This is a genomic window from Pseudoalteromonas sp. OOF1S-7 (assembly GCF_022347765.1).
Taxonomy (GTDB): Bacteria; Pseudomonadota; Gammaproteobacteria; order Enterobacterales; family Alteromonadaceae; genus Pseudoalteromonas.
In genome coordinates this window covers 93,547-113,985 of sequence record NZ_JAKRFZ010000003.1, presented here as the reverse complement: position 1 = coordinate 113,985, position 20,439 = coordinate 93,547, and the positions used below count along the sequence as shown (strand labels likewise).

General features: G+C 49.7%; 21 protein-coding genes and 1 tRNA gene. 4 read left to right on the top strand and 18 right to left on the bottom strand.

Translation table 11 applies throughout. The annotated features are described in order from the left end of the window. Window position 1: 1 nt before the first annotated feature. From hscA to trmJ, 7 genes are all read right to left on the bottom strand, one after another. A complete protein-coding gene (gene hscA, locus MHN33_RS05615; protein ID WP_239397003.1) occupies window positions 2–1,864 on the bottom strand; it encodes a Fe-S protein assembly chaperone HscA in 1,863 nt (620 codons plus the stop codon). A gap of 60 nt (window positions 1,865–1,924) precedes the next feature. Further along, on the bottom strand, window positions 1,925–2,449 hold the full coding sequence (gene hscB, locus MHN33_RS05610; protein WP_239397002.1) for a co-chaperone HscB: 525 nt from the start codon (window positions 2,447–2,449) through the stop codon (window positions 1,925–1,927). A gap of 63 nt (window positions 2,450–2,512) precedes the next feature. Further along, window positions 2,513–2,836: an iron-sulfur cluster assembly protein IscA gene (gene iscA / locus MHN33_RS05605; RefSeq protein ID WP_046003656.1), complete on the bottom strand. Its 324-nt coding sequence runs from the start codon at window positions 2,834–2,836 to the stop codon at window positions 2,513–2,515. 9 nt (window positions 2,837–2,845) lie between these two features. Next, window positions 2,846–3,229: a Fe-S cluster assembly scaffold IscU gene (gene iscU / locus MHN33_RS05600; RefSeq protein ID WP_010384017.1), complete on the bottom strand. Its 384-nt coding sequence runs from the start codon at window positions 3,227–3,229 to the stop codon at window positions 2,846–2,848. 53 nt (window positions 3,230–3,282) lie between these two features. Continuing rightward, on the bottom strand, window positions 3,283–4,497 hold the full coding sequence (locus MHN33_RS05595; RefSeq protein ID WP_239397001.1) for an IscS subfamily cysteine desulfurase: 1,215 nt from the start codon (window positions 4,495–4,497) through the stop codon (window positions 3,283–3,285). Window positions 4,498–4,520: 23 nt separating this feature from the next. Continuing rightward, the gene (gene iscR / locus MHN33_RS05590; RefSeq protein WP_239397000.1) at window positions 4,521–5,012 is read right to left on the bottom strand and encodes a Fe-S cluster assembly transcriptional regulator IscR; all 492 of its coding nucleotides are present in this window, start codon (window positions 5,010–5,012) and stop codon (window positions 4,521–4,523) included. A 267-nt stretch (window positions 5,013–5,279) separates the two neighbouring features. Next, window positions 5,280–6,002 carry a tRNA (cytosine(32)/uridine(32)-2'-O)-methyltransferase TrmJ gene (trmJ, locus tag MHN33_RS05585; RefSeq protein WP_239396999.1) on the bottom strand — a complete coding sequence of 241 codons (723 nt, stop codon included), beginning with the start codon at window positions 6,000–6,002 and terminating at the stop codon, window positions 5,280–5,282. Window positions 6,003–6,283: 281 nt separating this feature from the next. On the opposite strand from trmJ, the gene suhB reads away from it, so the two are divergent. Further along, window positions 6,284–7,087: an inositol-1-monophosphatase gene (suhB, locus tag MHN33_RS05580; protein ID WP_239396998.1), complete on the top strand. Its 804-nt coding sequence runs from the start codon at window positions 6,284–6,286 to the stop codon at window positions 7,085–7,087. 68 nt (window positions 7,088–7,155) lie between these two features. Here suhB and MHN33_RS05575 read toward each other — a convergent pair whose 3' ends face one another. From MHN33_RS05575 to MHN33_RS05560, 4 genes are all read right to left on the bottom strand, one after another. Beyond that, on the bottom strand, window positions 7,156–8,331 hold the full coding sequence (locus MHN33_RS05575; RefSeq protein ID WP_239396996.1) for a mandelate racemase/muconate lactonizing enzyme family protein: 1,176 nt from the start codon (window positions 8,329–8,331) through the stop codon (window positions 7,156–7,158). A gap of 8 nt (window positions 8,332–8,339) precedes the next feature. Continuing rightward, a complete protein-coding gene (locus MHN33_RS05570) occupies window positions 8,340–9,107 on the bottom strand; it encodes a class II aldolase/adducin family protein (RefSeq protein WP_239396995.1) in 768 nt (255 codons plus the stop codon). Between the two features lie 157 nt (window positions 9,108–9,264). Further along, complete coding sequence (locus MHN33_RS05565) at window positions 9,265–9,588, bottom strand: c-type cytochrome (RefSeq protein WP_239396994.1); 324 nt, start codon at window positions 9,586–9,588, stop codon at window positions 9,265–9,267. 101 nt (window positions 9,589–9,689) lie between these two features. Next, window positions 9,690–10,232 carry a DUF2058 domain-containing protein gene (locus MHN33_RS05560; RefSeq protein ID WP_239396993.1) on the bottom strand — a complete coding sequence of 181 codons (543 nt, stop codon included), beginning with the start codon at window positions 10,230–10,232 and terminating at the stop codon, window positions 9,690–9,692. Window positions 10,233–10,449: 217 nt separating this feature from the next. Between MHN33_RS05560 and MHN33_RS05555 the strand changes: the two genes are divergently transcribed. Then, window positions 10,450–11,613 carry an MFS transporter gene (locus MHN33_RS05555; RefSeq protein ID WP_239396990.1) on the top strand — a complete coding sequence of 388 codons (1,164 nt, stop codon included), beginning with the start codon at window positions 10,450–10,452 and terminating at the stop codon, window positions 11,611–11,613. Here the strand turns inward: MHN33_RS05555 and MHN33_RS05550 are convergent. After that, window positions 11,607–12,134: a prolyl-tRNA synthetase associated domain-containing protein gene (locus MHN33_RS05550; protein ID WP_239396989.1), complete on the bottom strand. Its 528-nt coding sequence runs from the start codon at window positions 12,132–12,134 to the stop codon at window positions 11,607–11,609. The genes MHN33_RS05555 and MHN33_RS05550 overlap by 7 nt on opposite strands. Beyond that, window positions 12,131–12,523 carry a hypothetical protein gene (locus MHN33_RS05545; protein ID WP_239396988.1) on the bottom strand — a complete coding sequence of 131 codons (393 nt, stop codon included), beginning with the start codon at window positions 12,521–12,523 and terminating at the stop codon, window positions 12,131–12,133. Before MHN33_RS05545 ends, MHN33_RS05550 begins: the two co-directional genes overlap by 4 nt. Before the next feature lie 128 nt (window positions 12,524–12,651). Here MHN33_RS05545 and MHN33_RS05540 point away from each other — a divergent pair. Next, window positions 12,652–12,727: transfer RNA gene (locus MHN33_RS05540), tRNA-Ala, on the top strand. Window positions 12,728–12,833: 106 nt separating this feature from the next. Here MHN33_RS05540 and MHN33_RS05535 read toward each other — a convergent pair. Both MHN33_RS05535 and proB read right to left on the bottom strand, forming a co-directional pair. Then, window positions 12,834–14,081, bottom strand: coding sequence for a glutamate-5-semialdehyde dehydrogenase (locus tag MHN33_RS05535; protein WP_239396987.1), 1,248 nt, complete (start codon window positions 14,079–14,081; stop codon window positions 12,834–12,836). Next, complete coding sequence (gene proB / locus MHN33_RS05530) at window positions 14,078–15,169, bottom strand: glutamate 5-kinase (protein ID WP_239396986.1); 1,092 nt, start codon at window positions 15,167–15,169, stop codon at window positions 14,078–14,080. Before proB ends, MHN33_RS05535 begins: the two co-directional genes overlap by 4 nt. 639 nt (window positions 15,170–15,808) lie before the next feature. On the opposite strand from proB, the gene MHN33_RS05525 reads away from it, so the two are divergent. Beyond that, complete coding sequence (locus MHN33_RS05525) at window positions 15,809–17,665, top strand: sodium:proton antiporter (protein WP_239396979.1); 1,857 nt, start codon at window positions 15,809–15,811, stop codon at window positions 17,663–17,665. Window positions 17,666–17,667: 2 nt separating this feature from the next. On the opposite strand, the gene MHN33_RS05520 is transcribed toward MHN33_RS05525, so the two are convergent. The 3 genes from MHN33_RS05520 to MHN33_RS05510 all read right to left on the bottom strand — a co-directional run bounded on the left by MHN33_RS05520 (window position 17,668) and on the right by MHN33_RS05510 (window position 20,434). After that, the gene (locus MHN33_RS05520; protein ID WP_239397336.1) at window positions 17,668–18,246 is read right to left on the bottom strand and encodes a tetratricopeptide repeat protein; all 579 of its coding nucleotides are present in this window, start codon (window positions 18,244–18,246) and stop codon (window positions 17,668–17,670) included. A 190-nt stretch (window positions 18,247–18,436) separates the two neighbouring features. Next, on the bottom strand, window positions 18,437–19,753 hold the full coding sequence (locus MHN33_RS05515; protein ID WP_239396972.1) for an adenylosuccinate synthase: 1,317 nt from the start codon (window positions 19,751–19,753) through the stop codon (window positions 18,437–18,439). Window positions 19,754–20,014: 261 nt separating this feature from the next. Continuing rightward, window positions 20,015–20,434 (bottom strand): hypothetical protein, encoded by a 420-nt coding sequence (locus MHN33_RS05510; RefSeq protein ID WP_239396971.1) that lies wholly within the window; start codon window positions 20,432–20,434, stop codon window positions 20,015–20,017. Window positions 20,435–20,439 lie beyond the last annotated feature (5 nt).

The window sequence follows — 20,439 nt, the reverse complement described above, 5'->3', positions numbered from 1 at the left end:
ATTACACCTCGTCTACCGACTGACCTTGCAGTGCGTGTTTAATTGATACATCCATACGGCGTGATGCAAACTCACTGCTTGCTTCATCCACCTGTTCGATTGCCGCTTTGATCGCTTGTGGATCGGTGGCCGTTAAGCGTGCTTTGTCAAGCTCCGCCATAGCACTGCGCAGTGCAGCCAGCTCTTGCTCATTAAGCAGCTCGCTGTCTGTCGCCAGTGAGGCTTCCAGTGCTTCCAGTACACGCAGCGCTTCAACCTGCTGTTCTTTGAGCATACGCGCCTGCATATCTTCTTTGGCATTGCTCATAGACTCTTTGAGCATTTGCGCCACCTGATCGTCGCTCAGACCAAATGACGGTTTGACCTGAATTTCAGCCTGTACTTCTGTGGATTTTTCCATCGCAGAGACACTCAGAAGACCATCTGCATCGACCTTAAAGGTGACGCGAATATGTGCCGCACCAGCCGCCATGGGCGGAATGCCTTTAAGACTGAACTTGGCCAAAGAGCGACAGTCATCAACCAGCTCTCGTTCGCCCTGCAACACATGCAGTGACATGGCCGTCTGACCATCTTTAAAGGTGGTAAATTCCTGCGCACGGGCAACCGGTATGGTGGTATTACGTGGAATGATCTTCTCAACCAGCCCACCCATGGTCTCAAGGCCTAACGACAATGGCAACACATCCAGCAACAGCATATCCGAATCCGGCTTGTTGCCGACCAGAATATCCGCCTGAATTGCAGCACCCAGTGCAACCACTCTGTCAGGGTCAATCGACGTCAAAGGCGGCTTGGCAAAGAAGGTTTCAACGGCGCTGCGGATCACCGGCATTCGGGTTGAACCACCGACCATCACCACTTCCAGCACCTGTTCTTTTTCAACGCCTGCATCTTTGAGCGCGCGGCGGCACGAACGCAATGTTTTCTTAACCAATTCCTCTGCCAGGTCCGCAAACTGAGCTTGGGTAATGGTCACAGTGAATTCCTGCTCGCGCACAGGCAACTTCACGTTCACCGTTTCATAGCTGGTCAGCGCTTCTTTACACGCCTTGGCTTTGTTGATGAACAGGCGCAGCTCTTTGGCAGTCAGGTCGGTTAATCCGGTTTGCTGTTTAAAAGTGCTCACCAGCAGCGCATCAAAGTCGTCACCGCCCAGGCTTGAATCGCCGCCGGTGGCCAGCACTTCAAATACCCCTTTATTCAGACGCAGGATAGAAATATCAAAAGTACCACCGCCTAAATCATAAACGGCAATGACGCCTTCCTGACCTGAATCCAGGCCATAAGCCACCGCCGCTGCGGTTGGCTCATTCAGTAGGCGAAGTACTTTAAGACCCGCAATTTCAGCAGCGTCTTTGGTGCTCTGACGCTGTGCATCATCAAAATAGGCCGGTACCGTGATCACTGCCCCCATCACATCCTCACCACCAAAGCTTTCAACCGCGCGCTGATGGAGTGATTTGAGTATTTCAGCCGATGCCTGAACCGGACTGACAGGGCCCGCACAGGTCTGAACCGCCAGGCTGCCTTGATGCTCAACAAAGGTGTAAGGGAGCTGACCATAGCTGCTGGCAATTTCTTCGGCCGTTTTACCCAAAAAGCGCTTTACTGAGATCAGCGTATTTTCCGGATCCAGTGCCGCTTCTTGCTGCGCCGACTGACCAACACTTACCTGCTCACCGTGATAACGAACCACAGAGGGCAACATCGCCTCGCCATTGATGTCGGTCAGGGTTTTGGTTTCGCCACTTTGGACCGTAGCAACCAACGAGTTGGTGGTTCCCAGGTCTATCCCGATGGCTAGTTTATGTTCATGAGGTGCCGCGCTCTGCCCCGGCTCAGCAATTTGCAATAATGCCATAATGCTCTTTCACTTTGGTGAAGCTGGTTGTCGCTGCAATAGGCAGCCACACCGTATCAATCAGTCGAACAGGCTGTCTTCAATTCGAGACAACTCGTCTTTCAACTTATAAACAAACTTAAGTTTGCGAATATGATCCGCCGCGCGATGCAGGTCACTTTCGTCGCTGCTCGCTAAAAGCTCACCCAGACCAGTACTATACTGCTGCTCTAGCTGTTTGGCTTGCGCTTCAAATGACTCGATTTCAGCTTCAGGGTCGCCACTATGCTGGATATCTTCCAGTGCCTCGCGCAGCTCCATTTGCTGCATCAGAAAGGCCGGATCCTGCAGGGTTTGTTGCTCGGCACGAATATCCACACCGCGCTCACTCAACATGTACTCTGCACGCTTTAGCGGGTGTTTCAGCACCGCCAGTGCGTCATTGATCTCTGCAGTTTGTTGCACCGCTAACCGTTTTTCGCGTTCGCCAAGATGGGCAAACTTGTCAGGGTGAACCGCGCGTTGCAGGTCAAGATAACGCTGGTTTAAAACGTTCAGGTCAACCTGATAGCTGACAGGTAAATCGAATAATTCAAAATATCGCATACGCATCCAATACAGCAAAGCCCTACCAAGGCAGGGCTTTAGAATTATTAATCACAAGAGAGATTAAACGGTGAAACTTTCGCCGCAGCCACACTCGTCCTTTTGATTCGGGTTATTGAACTTAAACCCTTCATTCAGACCTTCTTTGGTGTAGTCTAGCTCAGTACCGTCGATATAAACTAAGCTCTTGGCATCGACGATGAGCTTGACGCCCTTTTCTTCAAAGACCTCATCGCCTTCATCCAGTTCATCGACAAACTCAAGTACATAGGCAAGACCTGAACAGCCGGTCGTTTTAATGCCGACTCTCAGTCCAATGCCTTTACCGCGGTTGGCCAAAAAAGTCTGTACTCGGCCTGCTGCCGACTCTGTCAGTGTCACTGCCATAGTTATCTCTTACTTTGCCTGTTTACTCTTGTAGTCTGCGATAGCAGCCTGAATTGCGTCTTCTGCCAGAATTGAACAGTGGATTTTCACTGGTGGCAACTCTAGTTCGGCGCTGATATCGGTGTTCTTGATTTCACCGGCTTCGTCAAGCGTCTTGCCCTTCACCCACTCAGTCACCAGCGACGATGACGCAATGGCACTACCACAGCCGTAGGTTTTGAATTTCGCATCTTCGATGATACCTTCACCAGATACTTTGATCTGTAGCTTCATCACATCGCCACAGGCCGGTGCGCCAACCATACCCGTTGCGACACTCGGATCATTCTTGTCTAATGAACCCACGTTACGTGGGTTTTCCACGTGGTCAATTACTTTGTTACTGTACGCCATAATTCTTTCCTCACTACCTGCCTATAGTATTAACTTGCTATACACGGATTTGCTTAATGGTGTGCCCATTCAACTGCATCTAAGTCCACGCCATCTTTGAACATTTCCCACAGCGGTGACATCTCACGCAGACGACCAATCGAGTCTTTAATGAGCTTAACGGTATAATCGATTTCTTCTTCAGTAGTAAAACGGCCAATGCTAAAACGAATAGAACTGTGTGCCAGTTCATCGTTGCGACCCAGGGCACGCAATACATAAGACGGCTCCAGGCTTGCTGAAGTACACGCTGACCCCGATGATACGGCAATGTCCTTAACCGCCATCAGTAGCGACTCACCTTCAACAAAGTTGAAGCTCAGGTTAACAATGCCAGGTACGGACTGGTCAATCGCACCGTTGAAATACACTTCTTCCATATCCATCACGCCGTCCAGCAAACGCTTGCGCAGCGTGCTGATGTGGGCATGATCTTTTTCGAAATCTTCTTTAGCAACACGGAAAGCTGCACCCATGCCCACGATTTGATGGGTTGCCAGTGTACCTGAACGCATACCACGTTCGTGGCCACCACCGTGCATTTGCGCTTCAAGGCGTGCACGCGGCTTACGACGGACATACAGTGCGCCAATCCCTTTAGGACCGTATACTTTGTGACCAGAGAAAGACATGAAATCTACTTTCAGCTGTTGCAGGTCGATCTGTACTTTACCGGCACTTTGCGCGGCATCGACGTGGAACATGATTTTGCGCTCGCGACACATCTCACCGATGGTGGTGATATCCTGAATCACACCCAGCTCGTTATTCACGTGCATAACGCTGATCAGAATGGTGTCTTCGCGGATTGCTGCTTCTAGCTTTTTCAGATCCAGCAGGCCGTTTTCCTCGACTTCCATATAAGTGACATCGAAGCCCTGGCGCTCTAGTTCACGACAGGTATCCAGCACAGCTTTGTGTTCGGTCTTAACAGTAATGACGTGCTTGCCTTTCTTTTGATAGAAATTAGCCGCACCTTTGATTGCCAGGTTATTTGATTCTGTTGCCCCTGAGGTGAAGACAATTTCACGTGGATCCGCGTTGATCAAATCAGCGATATCGTTACGCGCCTGGTCAATCAGTTCCTCTGCCTGCCACCCGAAACGGTGCGAACGTGAGGCTGGATTACCAAAATTACCATCCATTGTCAGGCACTGCATCATTTCGTCTGCAACACGCTGATCAACCGGAGTGGTCGCTGCATAATCTAAATATATCGGTAATTTCATTTCTTTCTCCGCTAGACGCCAGTTTACAGCTGGCAACTCACTTGAATATTCTCTAATTGCTTCATTGCACTGTTAACCCCATTGTCCTGACGTGTTGCAACAGATTGCACATCAGAATTGGCGACTAACTCGGCGAGGGAAATACTGTTTAAAAACTCTTCAATACGCAAACTTAAATCTGACCACAGGGTGTGCGTGAGGCAGCGCATGCCGCTCTGGCAGCCACCGCCCTCCCCGTGACACCGGGTTGCATCTACGGATTCATCCACCGCAGCAATCACATCGCCGACCGAAATAGTATGCGCGTCGCGGCCCAATAAATAGCCGCCACCCGGTCCGCGAACAGAGCTCACTAAGCCATGTTTACGCAAACGGGCAAATAATTGTTCCAGGTATGACAGAGATATTTCCTGACGTTCGGAAATATCCGCCAGAGGCACGGGCCCAATATTTGCGTGTAGTGCGACGTCCAGCATCGCTGTCACTGCATATCTGCCTTTTGAAGTCAGTTTCATGCGTGCCCCCAGAAAAGTTATCAAGGCGCAAATTGTAATTACCTGACTAAGATAGTCAAGTATTAACCAACAACCAATCGCCCTGCACTATGCGGATTACACGTAGGTAGGTACTTACCTAGCGTGTTCAATCTGCGTTTATGAAAATACCCGACTAATTTCCTCAGGTATTATGGACATTGTAATTACCTGAGTATTTTAGTCAAGTATTTACGTATGAGATTATTGCAGCACTTTGGCATATCTCATACCAAAGCGCTAACCCACTCACTTTATTGACTTATTTATCGAGCTTAAAATGCCACGTAAAATATTAAGCTCCTGATCTTCCGGGCGCGCGCGATTAAACAGACGTTTAAGCTTGGTCATCACCATGCCTGGGTGCTGCTTAACAATAAAGCCGGTATCATTCAGAGTGGACTCGAGATGCTCGTAGAACAGCGCCATTTGCTGAGATGTCGGGTATTGAACCTCATCCTGCTCAACGGGTTGCTCTTGTCGATCCAGGTAAGTCATGCGGGTTTCATAGGCCAGCGTTTGCACCGCCATCGCCAGATTCAGTGAGCTATATTCCGGATTTGCCGGAATGCAGACGTGGTAATTACACAGCTGTAGTTCTTCGTTGGTAAGGCCACTATTTTCACGACCAAACACGAGCGCAACCGGGGTCTGCTCAGCACCATCAACCAACTTTTGGGCACACTCTCGCGGGCCAACCATAGGCCAGGATAAAGTGCGTGAACGGGCACTGGTGCCTATGGTTAAGGCACAGTCTGCAATGGCGTCCTCGAGTTTATCCACCTGCACTGCATTACCAAGCACATCGGTTGCGCCAGCTGCCAGCGCACTGGCGTGGCTGTCCACCACACATGCCGGGTCTACCAGATAGAGTTTCGATAACCCCATGGTTTTCATTGCGCGCGCAACTGAGCCGATATTGCCAGAATGAGAGGTATTAACCAATACAATGCGAATGTCTTCTAATGCCATGTCTTAAGCCTCAGGAAAAAATAATGGCGGAGTTTAGCACAAACGTGAATTGGCCAGATAGTAAAATCCGGGCCAACCTCAGGTCGATCATCAAAAGGATGGCACAGGGGAAAAGCAATCATGATGGCGTATCAATAGAACTGTCTGAATTTAAATCACTTCCCTATTTTGATTAAAAAAAACACACGCTTTTTGACCCTGGGTTATTTACTTTGCAGGAAAAATCGCTAGAATACGCCGGCTCAAAAATTTTAGTTCTTTTACAATTCAAAGGTAATGCTATGCATCCAATGTTAAACATTGCGGTACGCGCTGCGCGTAACGCGGGTAAGGTGATCCTACGTGCGTGTGAAAATATGTCTCAGGTTGAGACCTCACAGAAAGGCTCAAACGATTTCGTAACAAACGTAGATAAAGAAGCGGAACTGGTTATCCGTGACACAATTTTAAAAGCCTACCCGGAGCATGCAATTGTCGGTGAAGAGCTTGGCCATACAGATGGTAAGCAGGCCGATTTCCTTTGGGTTATTGACCCGCTTGATGGCACCACCAACTTCATCAAGGGCATTCCTCATTTTGCTATTTCTATCGCGCTGAAAGTAAAAGGCCGAGTAGAGCAAGCCGTTGTATACGATCCAATCCGCGATGAACTATTTACTGCCTCGCGTGGTCAGGGTGCACAGTTAAACAGTAAGCGTATTCGCGTCACTAAGAGCAATGAGTTAGCAGGCTCTGTACTGGCCACTGGCTTCCCGTTCAAACAAAAGCATCACCTGGATGCCTACACAGAAGCTTTTAAAGCCCTGTTTATCCAGACGACTGATATCCGTCGTGCCGGCTCTGCTGCACTGGATATGGCCTATGTGGCAGCGGGTCGCATCGATGGTTTCTATGAAATTGGTCTTAAGCCGTGGGACACAGCGGCAGGCGAATTGCTGATCAAAGAAGCGGGCGGTATGTTGATGGACTTCGCTGGCGGTGCCAACTACAACAACAGCGGTAACATCGTATGTGGCGCACCTAAGCTGTGTCAGGCGATTGTAAAAGAAATTCGTCCTGTGCTGACTGAGTCATTGCTTAAGTAAGCTGGATGCAGAATTAAAAAAACCCAAACACGTGTTTGGGTTTTTTTATGTCTGACGCTAAACCTAAGTTACTTGATTTCAACGCGGGCTGAGCGCATCACTACTTCATCATTCAACTCAATGCCAATCCCCGGCGCTTCAGACACCTTAAACACGCCTTTTTCCGGCTGTGGATCCTGAAGACACAATTCCCGGTTCCACTTTTTAATCGCATAAGTGTGATGCTCGTGGATCAGGAAGTTAGGAATGGCCGTTTCAAGATGCAAAGAAGCTGCCGTCGCAACCGGGCCACCACAGACATGCGCCTGAATGCGGATATCAAAAATATCGGCGTAATCACAGACCTTTTTCGTCTCGGTAAAACCACCACACAAGCCTATATCCGGCTGTAATACGTCAATACTCTGATCTTCAAAGTAAGGGCGGACATCCCAGCGATGATACAGACGCTCACCACCGGCGATCGGCACAGCCGTTTTGTTAGCCACTTTGGCATGCAATGAGTGATTGAGGTAGTTGACCGGCTCTTCGTAATACATACAGTCAAACTCTTCTGCAATTTCAGCAATTTGAATCGCAGAGGTTGCACCTGGCAGGCTGTGGCATTCGAAAATGATATCGACTTCATCGCCCACCGCCTCGCGGATCGCCTGCATACGTGCCCGGTATAACTTCATTTCACCGCGCGAAATCAGTTTCGTGCGGTCGTAATAAGTATTGCCGTCTTTGTCGTACATGATAGGGTCAACTTTAACGGCATCATAGCCTTCAGCCAGCGCTTTGTGAGCTGCCTCAGCATATTCATGTGGCTGTACCAGCGCTTTGAATTCACTGTCCCAGTCAAACTGAAGTTGTGATGCATAGGTGCGTAGCTCGTCGTTCACCTTACCACCAAGTAGCTGATACACAGGCAGGTTCAGCGCTTTACCTTTGATGTCCCACAGGGCCGTATCAATGGCACTCATGGCTGCATACACCACCGGACCGCCACCAAGCCCCCAGAAACTTTCACGCAACATGCGGGCCCACAACATTTCGGTTTGGAACGGGTCGTGGCCAATCAAAAAGGCTTCAGCCATCTCTTTAATCATCGCCGCAGCGGCGCTGTGCCCCAAATCGTAGGCCAGGCCCGCTTCACCCACACCCGAAATACCTTCATCGGTGTGAACACGAACAAATACCGGGGTCCAGGCTGGTCTGTCCGGACAGTGAATATCAAACACTTCAACGCGATTAACTTTCATTTTGACTCCTATTCGGCAAAGCCAGGATCCAGGCGGTATGCCTTTCTTAACATGGCGGGCCAGGCTAATTGGCCACCGGTGCTACCACTGTGCACTACCTTTGCTTGATTATAAATATTGTCCTGAATGGGCTGTGGTACTTCGATGGCCGGGCGACCGGTTGCCTGAATCGCGACCTGGATCTCGCAGGCACGTTGCAAATCGAAAAAGCGCATAAACGCATCCCCTACCGTCGGCCCTACGGTTAAACCGCCATGATTGACCAGTAACATATGATTGGTGGTACCAAGGTCATTCTGTAAGCGGGCTTTTTCTGCCTCATTCACAGCCAGGCCTTCGTACTCATGATAAGACAGTGAAGGCAGCGAAAACATGCTGTGCTGGCTGAGCGGTAACAGGCCCCCTTCCAGACTGGCAACCGCAATGGTTTCTTTGGTATGCAAGTGAATGACACAGTGTGCATCTTCGCGTACCTCGTGGATCGCGCTATGAATGGTAAAGCCGGCCGGGTTTATTTCAAAAGGCGTGTCGTCAAGAATATTGCCTTGCAGGTCAACCTTGACCAGATTAGACGCAGTGACTTCATCAAAGCTCAGACCGAACGCATTGACCAGGTAATGATCTGTGCCGGGCAGTCGCGCAGACATATGAGTATAGATCAGATCGCCCCAGCGAAAGTGCTCAACAAGACGATAGCACGCCGCCAAATCAACTCGTAACCGCCATTCTTCCTCACTGACTTTGTTTTTTACATTGAGTTTCGGCAATTCAAACATGGCTCTTCCTTTTGTTATAAAGCCCAATTAAATTTGGATGTATAGAAGTCTAAAACACTCCCCTCCGGGATGCAATGGTTCTATCCGGAAGAAAGCACAATTATCGATGTGGATCAAAAAACCACCGACAAGCGGTGGTTTTTTCAGGTCGCCAGTCTTACTGAACTTTTGACAGGTAATCGGCAATCGCTTCAAGCTCTGCGTCTGAGACGTTTGCTGTCATGGCCTTCATCGCTGCCGACATGCCATTGCTGCGTGCACCCGATTTAATGTCTTTCATCTGAGCCAGCAAATATTCTTTGTTCTGGCCAGCCAGTTTTGGATACACAGGCATGATAGGTGCTTTACCTTCTGCGCCATGACACGTCTGGCACATTTTCGCCGTGTACAAAGCCTTACCATCTGCAGCGTTTACAGTACCGGCAGAAAGGGCTGCAACGGCCAGGCCGCTGGCTAACATTAGTTGTTTCATCTTGCTCATATCTTTTCTCTTTTTATATAACGGATCAATTCAAGTGTAGTCTATGCCTTGCTGTTATCCATATGCCATTGACTGTGAGCATACAGGTACGGCCGTCATGCCTACCAGATCAGATCATCCGGCACTTCGAAGTCTGCATAAGGATCGTCCTCGTCCTTATTACCCTGACCATCTTCCACATGAAAGACAATGTACTTTTCGTCTACTTCTGCAATTTTGCGTGCTGGCTCATCTTGTAACACGTAGAACTGGCCTTCCAGTACACATATGGCCAGCCGGCCTTTCGCTAGTGCCTGTTGAGTCTGTGCATTGACATCCAGCTCTTTGATTTTACCTTCAAAGGTAAAGTTAAAGGTCACATTGCCGCGGATCTCTTCCTGGTTGTGATGCTCCAGAATTTGCTTCACTCTTGCTACCTGCTCGCGCTCTTTCAGTTCAGCCTGTTTGGCTTTGTTCAGCTCTTCCGCTTTTTGCTGCTGCGCTTGCTTGGTTTGTTCAATGTGCTTTTGCAGATCGCTGACGTCGCTGGTTGCGCCTTTTTTCTTCTTTTTCTTTTGCGCTTTGCGTTTCTCGCTCTTCGCAACTTTGGCTTTGTGCTCGGTGGTCAGGCCCGCTTTCAAAAGTTGATCTTGTAGAGATCCCATAATGCCACTCCATAAAACTAGACTGACGCTATTTTAACGCAGTGGACGAATTTGACCACTGCTGCAGGCCGTAACACAAGAAAAATTTTGTTAGCCGAAAATCTAGCAGAGTCTGCACTAAAAAATATGATTTACCGCAAGTTATCTCTAATTGGCGTCGCAATTCATCTGGTCAACAGGCATAATTTGGCCGTTATTTGGTCATTGTGAATGCATTATGTCTCTGCCGCACTTGCTATTGTGCTCCGTCGCTATCTTTTGTGTTTTGTATGCTCCCCAGCCATTATTGTCGCTGTTTGCACAGCACTACCAGATCACCCCTGCAAAAGCGGGTATGCTAATGTCGGTTACCATGTTGCCGTTGGCCGTCGCCCCGATTTGCTATGGGTTAATATTTACGAACCGTAATCCGCTGAAGATCATCAAAACGGTCATGCTGCTGCTGGCGCTGTGCTGTATCGGGTTCGCTTACAATGGCCAGTTTGAATGGATGCTGGCAATACGTTTTGCCGAAGGATTATTGCTCCCGGCAGCCCTGACTGCGATGACAGGTTATCTTGGACGTACCTATCAGCATAACCAGCTAAAACGTACCATGAGTTGGTATATTGGCAGCACCATAGCAGGTGGCTACCTGGGCCGCACACTGGCTGCCAACTTTTCGGTCTGGTTTAACTGGCAAAGCTTTTACCTGCTCAACGCGGTGACACTTGCCTTGCTGGCATGGTGGATCAAACCCAAACATGCTCAGCTCGTACATAGTACAGCGAGACGGCCACTGGCTTATCTTAAACCACTGAAACAGGCAAACTTACTGAGCCTCTACGGCGCTGTGTTTTGTATGTTTTTTTGCTTTGCAGCACTGCTCAACTTCCTGCCATTTATTCTCAGTAACGACTACCAGATAAGCGATCCGCGCCTGATTGGCTGGGTCTATACGGGGTATCTGATCGGCGCTTGTCTGTCTTTGTTTACCCCACTCCTGAGCAAGCTCTCAAACAGTATGTGGCAGATCCTCAGTGGCCTATTTGCAGTGTATTGCCTGACCATTGTGGGCATGCTGTGGCATCACTTCTGGCTGTTTCTGGCACTGTTCACCCTGTTCTGTGCCTGTATGTTTATGATCCATGCCAGCGCCGCACCACTGGCCAACCAGCTGAGCAAAGCCGAAGCCACGGTAACCAATGGCGCCTATGTGTCGTTTTACTATTGTGGCGGTGCGCTGGGCTCTTATCTGCCCGGCCTCATCTATCAGCGCTGGGGGCTGGTCTATTTTTTACTCTCGATATTGTTAGTCTGCAGCGGTGGTTTGCTGCTGGTGTGGCGCAATCATCGCCGGGGACTGTCCGGCAAAACAGCGCGACCGCGGGAGTCTCATTGACCTGTTTCAGGTACTTGTGCACGCTCTGGCAGTGTCAGCCACAGCGGCTGATGGCCGGTGTGCTGCCAGAAACGTTGCAGATCAGGTAAAGACAGCACCCAGGTTTTATCATTATCAAAGGGGTGACATTGCCACAAAGTGGCATCGCGCAGCGTCTCATCTAGCCAAAGCTGAACATTCAGTCCTAAGTCGTTGACCGTTGCCAGTGCCGACACACATCCGGGTTTTACCCCCAGATACTGTTGCAAGCGGTTATCTGAGGCAAATCCCAACCGAGACAGGCCTTGCTGCTTTGACAGTGCCTTGAGGTCCAGCTGTTTATCTGCGGTTGTGATCAATAAAAAATGCTGCCGGCCGTAATTATCTCGCAAAAACAGGTTTTTCAGGCGCGTGCCCTCACGCTCCAGCGCCAGCCTGTCGGCATCCTGGCAGGTTGCCAGCGGCGGATGCTGATAACTCAGGTAGGCGATCCCGAGTGAGCTGAGCAGCTCTGCCAGTTGTGCTACAGAGACTGTATTCATTGGCAGATCCCCCGCAACTGCACACTGCGGTCGCGCCAAAATACCCGCTCTATCTTGTAGCCAGACTCACAATAACGCGCCTCTTTGAGTGCCTTTTTGAGCCTGACAACGGCTTCATCTTCCAGCCTGAGTTTCAGCTCAGGCGAATCTTCCACCCTTTGCTGATCCGCAAAGCGCTTCAGCGCGCGTCGCGATACCGGTTTACTGGTATCCAAATTCATTTGCGGGGTGGCTTTAACCGTAACAACAAACGCAAATTCATCCTGCCCTTTGGTGTTCACACGCTGGTGTAATTGTTGGCTTTCGACTTCCAGCTCTGGCACATCGGGCTTGCTGCTACAAGCCCCAAGCAGCAGTGTAGCACTCATCAGTAGACTTGCACGTATCATAAATTTCTCTGTGTTTTTCGCCCAGTGTAACAAAGCAAAGCGGCTGTTTGGCAAGTTTTTTATAACCAGGACTTGACGCTCAGTAGAAAAATGTTTTAAATTCTCAGCGTCAAATCGACACCGGAAGTGGGGCTATAGCTCAGCTGGGAGAGCGCCTGCCTTGCACGCAGGAGGTCAGCAGTTCGATCCTGCTTAGCTCCACCACTTTCCGCCTTTCCTGATAAATCAATCCCAAACTCGAAAACCACACGGTGATATGTAACCCATTCATCTGTATTCAATTTAGAGTACATCCTTGTACCCATACACTTTAATTTCTGATCTGACCTTCACCATTGACCAGGTATTTCTCTGTTGTCAGCGATTCGAGCCCCATCGGACCATAAGCATGAAGCTTGGTCGTTGCAATACCAATTTCTGCGCCCAGTCCAAGCTGACCGCCATCACTGAAACGTGAAGAGGCATTTACCATCACAACAGAGGCATCAACACTGCGCTGGAACAGTTCTGCGGTCTGTGCATCCTGAGTACAGATCACTTCGGTGTGATGACTACCAAAGCGGTCAATATGTGCGACTGCCGCACTGAAATCCGCGACCTGTTTCACTGCTATCTCCAGGCTCAGATACTCCTCGCCAAACTCATCGTCAGCCAGCACAGTGGCATTCTCGAAATAGCCGGCACTCGCCTGATCAGCATTGATCTTGACGCCGCACTGCTGCAAGGCTTCTGCGGCTTGCGCTAAAAACTGCCCGGCAATGTCCTGATGAACAATCAAACCTTCGAGTGCATTACACACGCCGGTACGCTGGGTTTTACCATTAAGCAGCAGTTGCAGTGCCTTGTCGAGATCGGCGGCTTTATCTACATACAAGTGGCACACCCCTTTAAAGTGCTGGATCACTGGGACCGTACTGTTTTGCGTTACAAACTGGATCAGGCCCTCACCGCCACGTGGGATGATCAGGTCGATATAGTCTTTTTGCTGCATCAACTCCATCATCAGACTGCGATCCGGGTCCGGGATCACACTGATCAGTGCCGTCGGCAGGCTGTGGGTTTCCAGCACGCCGTGCAGTACTTTGGCGATAGCCAGTGAACTTTGCAGCGCTTCTTTACCGCCACGCAGGATCACGCCATTGCCCGATTTAAAACACAAAGCACCGGCATCGGCCGTGACGTTCGGACGGGCTTCGTAAATCATACACACCACGCCCAATGGCACGCGCATTTTTCTGATCTCTATGCCGTTGGGTCGTGTGCCCAAGTCTCTTACTGTGCCAACCGGATCGGGTAGTTCGATGATGGTTTCAATCCCCTGTGCCATGTCTTCGATACGCTCAGGCGTCAGTGTCAGACGGTCTATCATGGCTGCTGGCAACTGATTGTCACGTGCAGCCTCCAGATCCTGTTGATTGGCATGAATGATGTCATCCATACTGACTCTGAGCGCGCCTGCCATACCACGCAAAACTGCGTCTTTTTGTGTTGTGGATAACAGCGCCAGGGTTTTTGCCGCCTGCGCTGCATTGTGTGCAATGTCTGTAATTAAGCTCATGATTTTCTTTCCTCAAATACTGCAATATCATTTTGTGAGATAACCGGGCCTATGCTGTCCTGAACTTTCTCAGTCACGATATCTTTATCCTGCTGGGCAATAAAGTTAAGCAAACAGCTGCTGTAATTACTGTTTGCCTTGGCCAGTTTCTGACCGTCTTCGTTTCTCACCAGTACGGTTTCGCCCGCCGAGAAATCACCATTAACCGCCACGATATCGTCACAGCTCAGTTCATCAAATTCATTTGCCTCGACGATCAACTCGCCCTGCTCCGATGCCGTGTGTGTCATCCAGTGCACAGCCTCCTGCATCGGCGTGTCATAGGGCAGAAAACGCGTCCCCGGATTCGCTCCATTGAGCAGCTCAGAGAAAGTGTCTTCATTAAAGCCGTTCACGATATAAGTCACAATACCATGGGATGTGGCCTTTTCTGCCGCCTGTAGTTTAGTTCTCATTCCCCCTGTGCCAACACTGCTGGTTGGCCCGCCAGTCATGGCATAAATTTCCGGAGTCAACTCGCCCACGGTATCCAGCAATCTGGCATCCTGATTTTTATTGGGATCTTTATCGTACAATCCGTTGACGTCAGAGCAGATGATCAAACAATCCGCATCGGCTGCCGCCGCCACCATGGCAGATAAATTGTCGTTATCACCGACCTTCAAATTGTCCGTCGTCACCGCATCATTTTCGTTGATAATAGGCAGGATCCCTTGCTCCAGTAAAGTGAACAATGTTTCACGAATACTGTTGTAACGATCGCGGTCACGCAAATCGCCGTGGGTCAGTAATAGCTGGGCCGACGGAAAGTCAAAAAAACGTTCCCAGGTCGAGATCATTTCTGTCTGCCCTGCCGCCGCCATGGCCTTTTTCACCGCCACAGAGCTTTTGTCTTTATTTTTGAACAGGTGCGACCCGGCCGCCACAGCGCCGGATGACACCAGCAGCACCTCTTTGCCTTTGGCGCGACACTGCACAATAAACTGTGCAATGTTAAGCAGGTAACGTGAGCGGCAACCGTCCTGCTCTGGTGCGATTAACGCACTGCCGATTTTTATTACGATGCGTTGAGATGTTTCAATTGACATGTTTTTTCCGTTTTACCTTATACCCTCATGCGCGCAGTATCCAGGTTGATACTACAACGCTTCTTTGTCAGCATACGCGACCACAAAAGATAAGATAACAACGGCTTCGAAATACCCACTCATACGAATACAGCATACATTTCGAAACGGCAAACAGACAGACCCCTGACATGCACGCACTGAATTATTCAGTACTAACAAGCAACTGTGGCTGCGAAAACTAAGAAAGATTGATTGTGACCTAAGAGACCAGCTCTTTGGGTCGGGCCGTTTTTTGCAGGCTCACCATGGTTTGGTGCGGCAAAAAAGGCCTGATCGCAATGAATAATTGCGCACATGAGTAGATTGATGATGGGCGCAAAGCCCGCTCGAATAAACGCTATATACCTTAGCGCGGATCCGGTTCAAATTGCAACCCGTTCGGATGTAAATGATTTATAGTCGCCATAAACCTAACTGATAGTGCTTATTTATCAGATCGCTACCACACTCACTTCAGATTTTTTACTGCACAAATTGACTGTGAAAAAGTGACATTGATTGGCATTGTAAACTGCACTAACACTTTATTTGTGGTTTGACTGTGCTATAACCAAGCAAACACTATAATTAAATTTACCCCAACCTGCGGGAGCAGCTATGTCAGCTATTTATATTGCCGGGATTGCGTTATTTTCTGTTTTAGCCCAATGGCTTGCCTGGGTTTGCCGGGTTCCGGCTATTTTATTTTTACTTCTTACTGGCTTGTTGCTGGGCCCCGTTTCTGGTCAGTTACAGCCAGATCTGTTGCTCGGCGATTTACTCTTTCCCGTTGTCTCACTATCCGTTGCCATTATCTTGTTCGAGGGGGCATTAACACTACACTTTCATGAACTGAAAGGCATAGGAAAAGTCGTACGCAATCTGTGCTCAATCGGCATGCTAACCACCTTTGCAATCCTCACCGCCAGCGCTATCTGGCTGCTGGAGCTGGACTGGCGGGTGGCAGCGGTACTGGGGGCGGTACTGGTGGTCACTGGACCAACCGTGATAGCCCCGATGCTTAACGCCATGCGACCGGAAAAAGACATTGATCGGATCCTGCGCTGGGAAGGCATCGTTATTGATCCCATAGGCGCGTTATTCGCGGTTTTGGTGTTCGAGGCGGTCAACCAGGTCGGGGAAGCCGCCGTATTCAGCCATACGATGCTGGCGCTGTTTTCAACGCTGGGGGTGGGGACCTCTGTGGGGATTGTGGCAGGCTGGCTGACCACCACCATCATCCGCCGGGAGTGGCTACCGTACGAGCTCCACAAGTTTGGCATTCTTGCGCTGGTATTGTTCAGTTTTACCCTGGCGAACCACCTGAGTCATGAGTCAGGACTTCTGGCCGTCACCATTTTTGGGATCTGGTTGGCCAATCAGGACGATTTAGAAATTGACTCGGTCCTGGAGTTCAAAGAAGACTTGTCGATGATCCTGATCTCCAGTTTATTTATACTGCTCGCTGCTCGCCTGCAACTGGAAGATCTGATGCTGCTAGACGGTGATGTGTTCATCTTTCTGGCCATTGTGCTGTTTGTCGCCCGCCCCCTGAGTATCGCGGTCTCTACCTTTGGCAGCGATTTACCGCTACGCTCGCGGCTGCTGCTTGCCTGGATTGCGCCACGAGGCATCGTTGCGGCGGCCGTAGGCTCTGTATTCGCACTGAGTATGATGCAATCGGGCTACCCCGATGCCAATAAGATGGTCCCGCTGATCTTTACCGTGATCATCATTACCGTGATCTTACAAAGCCTTACTGCGACTCCACTGGCTCGCTTACTTAAAGTGCGTCAGCCTGCGCCTAATACTTTATTGCTGATTGGTGCCAACCATGTATCGCGCGCGATAGCCCGGGGCTTAAAAGAACAAAATGTGGATGTCTATCTGTCGGATCCGGCATGGGAAAACTGCAAAATGGCTCGTATGGATGGCCTGCCCTGTTACTATGGTAACCCGCAATCTGAGCATGCCGAACGCTACCTGCCACTGACCAGCCTTAAATCGGTGATGGCACTGTCGCCTAACCGTCACCATAATGCACTGGGCGTACAATACTTCTCTCACCTGCTGGGCGATCAGAACGTCTACTCACTGAAATCCTCGACAAACCATGCCAAAGCCAACAAAGACAGCGCCACATTCCTGTCACGCCAGCTGTTGTTTGGGGATGAAGGCAATTATGCCAAGCTGAGTAGCATGATGGCCAAAGGCGGCAAGGTCAGCGCGACCCGGCTATCGGAAGAGTTTACCTGGACGCAGTATCAGGAAGTAAATAAAGAAGCCATTCCCTTGTTCATCATAGGAGAAGCAGGCAAAAATGATGATGGCCTGCCAGTGCGCCCCTTTACCCCGCAGATGAAAAATGCCCCTGGCAGCGGAGAGCGGGTATTGGCATTACAACCGCCTAAACTGTCGGTGCTCAAAGATCCCGCGCAAAAAGAAGCGCCCATCGGAGAAAAGCTGGGAGATTAGTATTATATCGGTAACCGGGCACGTTTCACCACGCTGTCCGGCATTTTCTGCGCCAGTAACGCCAGCGCCGTTTCAATGCGCTTATGCAGTTTTTTGTCTGCGACAGCAGCGTGAAACAGCCAGCGATAAGCATCTTCGTAATCTCTTGGGCTGCCATAACCCTTATTGAACAAATCGACCAGACGTAACTGAGCTTTTAAATTCCCCAGCACCGAGGCCTCTCGCAAGTAGGTGATGGCCATGCGCTTATCCATCTGCACCAGCTTGCCAAGGTCATAATAGCGGCCAAGCTGCTCCAGCGCTGCTGCCAAACCCTGCTCAGCCGCCTTGCGCATATAATACAGACCAAGCTCAACATTACGATCAACACAGACCGCGTAGGCCAGCATATCGCCATAAAGGAACTGATACGACGGCAGCGCCATTATTTCGGCACGGGCTTCAATATCCTGAACCAACTGACAATCATCGTCTTTCACTCGCTTCAGGTGTGCGTTGCGACTGATCAGTTCCAGCAACTCTGCCTGGCTGTACAGGGGGACAGCCTCAATCGCCTCATCGCTTTTAGAATCAAAGCTCATCAATAAGCAAGCGCTTACAATAAGCGCCGATAAAATACTAGGATGCTTGTTCATATTCAATACGTATCAATGACACACTGACTTTAAGTATACAATAAATGTGCCACTACGCGGACCGTGTTTCAGACATGCTGTATGTCTTAGCAGACATAAAAAAAGCTGCCGAAGCAGCTTTTTTTATTTTCAATGCTTATTCGCCGAATGGGTTGCGAACAATCATAGTTTCAACGCGGTCCGGGCCGGTTGAAATGATGTCGATTGGCACACCGGTCAACTCTTCAAGACGCTTGATGTAGTTGACGGCCGCTTCAGGCAGCGCTTCAACGGTTGTTGCACCAAAGGTGTTCTCAGACCAGCCTGGCATTTCTTCGTAAACAGGCGTCACTTTCTCGTAGCCTTCCGCTGCCAGTGGCGTCACGTTAGTCACTGTGCCATCTTCCAGCTGGTAACCAGTACAGATCTTGATGGTTTCAAGACCATCCAGTACGTCCAGCTTAGTCAGGCAGAAACCTGAAATGCTGTTGATCTGGATTGCACGACGCATTGCAACGGCATCAAACCATCCGGTACGACGCAGACGTCCCGTGGTTGCACCGAACTCGTGACCTTTCTCACCTAAGTGCTTACCAACCGGGTCTTGCTTGTCCAGGCCGTCGTAAAGTTCTGTCGGGAACGGACCTGAACCTACACGCGTGGTGTAAGCCTTAACAATACCCAGTACATAATCCAGATGCAGAGGACCAAAGCCAGCGCCCGTCGCAACACCACCGGCTGTGGTGTTAGACGAAGTAACATAAGGGTAGGTACCATGGTCAATATCAAGCAGGGTACCCTGAGCACCTTCAAACAGAATGTTGTCGCCTTTTAGACGCGTTTGATCCAGCAACTCAGTCACGTCAACGACCATAGACTTCAGGATCTGCGCAATTTCCATCGCATCATCATAGGTCTTCTGGAAATCGACCGGGTCGACTTTGTAGTAGTTAACCAGGGTGAAGTTGTGGTACTCAAGCACCTCTTTCAGCTTGGCTGCAAACTGCTCTGGGTTGAACAGGTCGCCAACTCGCAGACCACGACGCGCTACTTTATCTTCGTAAGCTGGGCCGATACCGCGACCGGTTGTACCGATTGCTTTGTTACCACGAGCCAGTTCACGTGCCTGATCCAAAGCAACATGGTAAGGCAGGATCAACGGACATGCTTCACTGATAAGCAAGCGCTCACGAACTGGTACGCCACGCTCTTCCAGCATACGCACTTCTTTCATTAGTGCGTCTGGCGCTAATACCACACCGTTACCGATAATACATTTTACGTTGTCACGCAGAATGCCTGACGGGATCAGGTGCAGAACGGTTTTTTCACCGTTGATCACCAGTGTGTGGCCCGCGTTATGCCCGCCCTGATAGCGAACAACCAAAGAAGCTTTATCTGTCAGCAGGTCTACAACCTTGCCTTTACCTTCGTCACCCCACTGGGTGCCCAATACAACGACGTTTTTACCCATTGCAAAATCACTTAGAAAAAATTAGGCGCAGATTTTATCAGAAAAGCACGTTCAAAACACCCCATTACGGCTATTTTTTCCGCACTTACAGGGATCCTGATGAATTTAAGGGGATTATATTAATGCAATTTGTGATTACACAGCGATTACACGGGGCCCACTGAACGCGTTCTGAGAGCATAAGGGCAACCCGATTTTAGCAATAATAAAAGGCCGTGTCAGCGGCCTTCCTGATAAAGCGAAACACGATTGTGTCAGCTTCTACTTAGCATTCACAATGGCCTGTTCAAGCTGAGCATTGGTATATGCCTGACCTGCTATTCCCCACATGCCATCTACCGTGTATACCGCATTCACCCAGATTGACTCCTTGCTTAGCTTACCCTGTGTATGGCTTAAAACCAGTTCTGTCGCTTCGCTTACAAAACGCTCTTTCTGAACCTCTGTGGCAAAGGTAAAAGCGGGCACTCTGAGCTCTACGATGGCCAGTGGAGAAACTGCTAAGCCTGAAAACGTCAGCTCACTGTCGATAAACACGACTTCCCCCACAATATTAGGCAGCATAAACCGGTTGTCACTGATTTCATGGTTGTCTAAAAACGCCTGACCTAACTGTTGATGCAGCACCTGTGCGGAACGCTTAGACACGAGGCCTTCAGACATAATAATTTGAATCGGCATGATCT

What these genes read in the sequence shown, in the direction of transcription:
- suhB (WP_239396998.1), top strand. Translation starts at nt 6,284, where the DNA reads ATGCATCCAATGTTAAACATTGCGGTACGCGCTGCGCGTAACGCGGGT.
- MHN33_RS05550 (WP_239396989.1), bottom strand. Translation starts at nt 12,134, where the DNA reads ATGAATACAGTCTCTGTAGCACAACTGGCAGAGCTGCTCAGCTCACTC.
- MHN33_RS05535 (WP_239396987.1), bottom strand. Translation starts at nt 14,081, where the DNA reads ATGAGCTTAATTACAGACATTGCACACAATGCAGCGCAGGCGGCAAAA.
- iscA (WP_046003656.1), bottom strand. Translation starts at nt 2,836, where the DNA reads ATGGCAGTGACACTGACAGAGTCGGCAGCAGGCCGAGTACAGACTTTT.
- MHN33_RS05525 (WP_239396979.1), top strand. Translation starts at nt 15,809, where the DNA reads ATGTCAGCTATTTATATTGCCGGGATTGCGTTATTTTCTGTTTTAGCC.
- MHN33_RS05515 (WP_239396972.1), bottom strand. Translation starts at nt 19,753, where the DNA reads ATGGGTAAAAACGTCGTTGTATTGGGCACCCAGTGGGGTGACGAAGGT.
- MHN33_RS05520 (WP_239397336.1), bottom strand. Translation starts at nt 18,246, where the DNA reads ATGAGCTTTGATTCTAAAAGCGATGAGGCGATTGAGGCTGTCCCCCTG.
- MHN33_RS05545 (WP_239396988.1), bottom strand. Translation starts at nt 12,523, where the DNA reads ATGATACGTGCAAGTCTACTGATGAGTGCTACACTGCTGCTTGGGGCT.
- MHN33_RS05555 (WP_239396990.1), top strand. Translation starts at nt 10,450, where the DNA reads ATGTCTCTGCCGCACTTGCTATTGTGCTCCGTCGCTATCTTTTGTGTT.
- MHN33_RS05560 (WP_239396993.1), bottom strand. Translation starts at nt 10,232, where the DNA reads ATGGGATCTCTACAAGATCAACTTTTGAAAGCGGGCCTGACCACCGAG.
- MHN33_RS05575 (WP_239396996.1), bottom strand. Translation starts at nt 8,331, where the DNA reads ATGAAAGTTAATCGCGTTGAAGTGTTTGATATTCACTGTCCGGACAGA.
- iscU (WP_010384017.1), bottom strand. Translation starts at nt 3,229, where the DNA reads ATGGCGTACAGTAACAAAGTAATTGACCACGTGGAAAACCCACGTAAC.
- hscA (WP_239397003.1), bottom strand. Translation starts at nt 1,864, where the DNA reads ATGGCATTATTGCAAATTGCTGAGCCGGGGCAGAGCGCGGCACCTCAT.
- iscR (WP_239397000.1), bottom strand. Translation starts at nt 5,012, where the DNA reads ATGAAACTGACTTCAAAAGGCAGATATGCAGTGACAGCGATGCTGGAC.
- MHN33_RS05595 (WP_239397001.1), bottom strand. Translation starts at nt 4,497, where the DNA reads ATGAAATTACCGATATATTTAGATTATGCAGCGACCACTCCGGTTGAT.
- proB (WP_239396986.1), bottom strand. Translation starts at nt 15,169, where the DNA reads ATGTCAATTGAAACATCTCAACGCATCGTAATAAAAATCGGCAGTGCG.
- MHN33_RS05565 (WP_239396994.1), bottom strand. Translation starts at nt 9,588, where the DNA reads ATGAGCAAGATGAAACAACTAATGTTAGCCAGCGGCCTGGCCGTTGCA.
- trmJ (WP_239396999.1), bottom strand. Translation starts at nt 6,002, where the DNA reads ATGGCATTAGAAGACATTCGCATTGTATTGGTTAATACCTCTCATTCT.
- MHN33_RS05510 (WP_239396971.1), bottom strand. Translation starts at nt 20,434, where the DNA reads ATGCCGATTCAAATTATTATGTCTGAAGGCCTCGTGTCTAAGCGTTCC.
- hscB (WP_239397002.1), bottom strand. Translation starts at nt 2,449, where the DNA reads ATGCGATATTTTGAATTATTCGATTTACCTGTCAGCTATCAGGTTGAC.
- MHN33_RS05570 (WP_239396995.1), bottom strand. Translation starts at nt 9,107, where the DNA reads ATGTTTGAATTGCCGAAACTCAATGTAAAAAACAAAGTCAGTGAGGAA.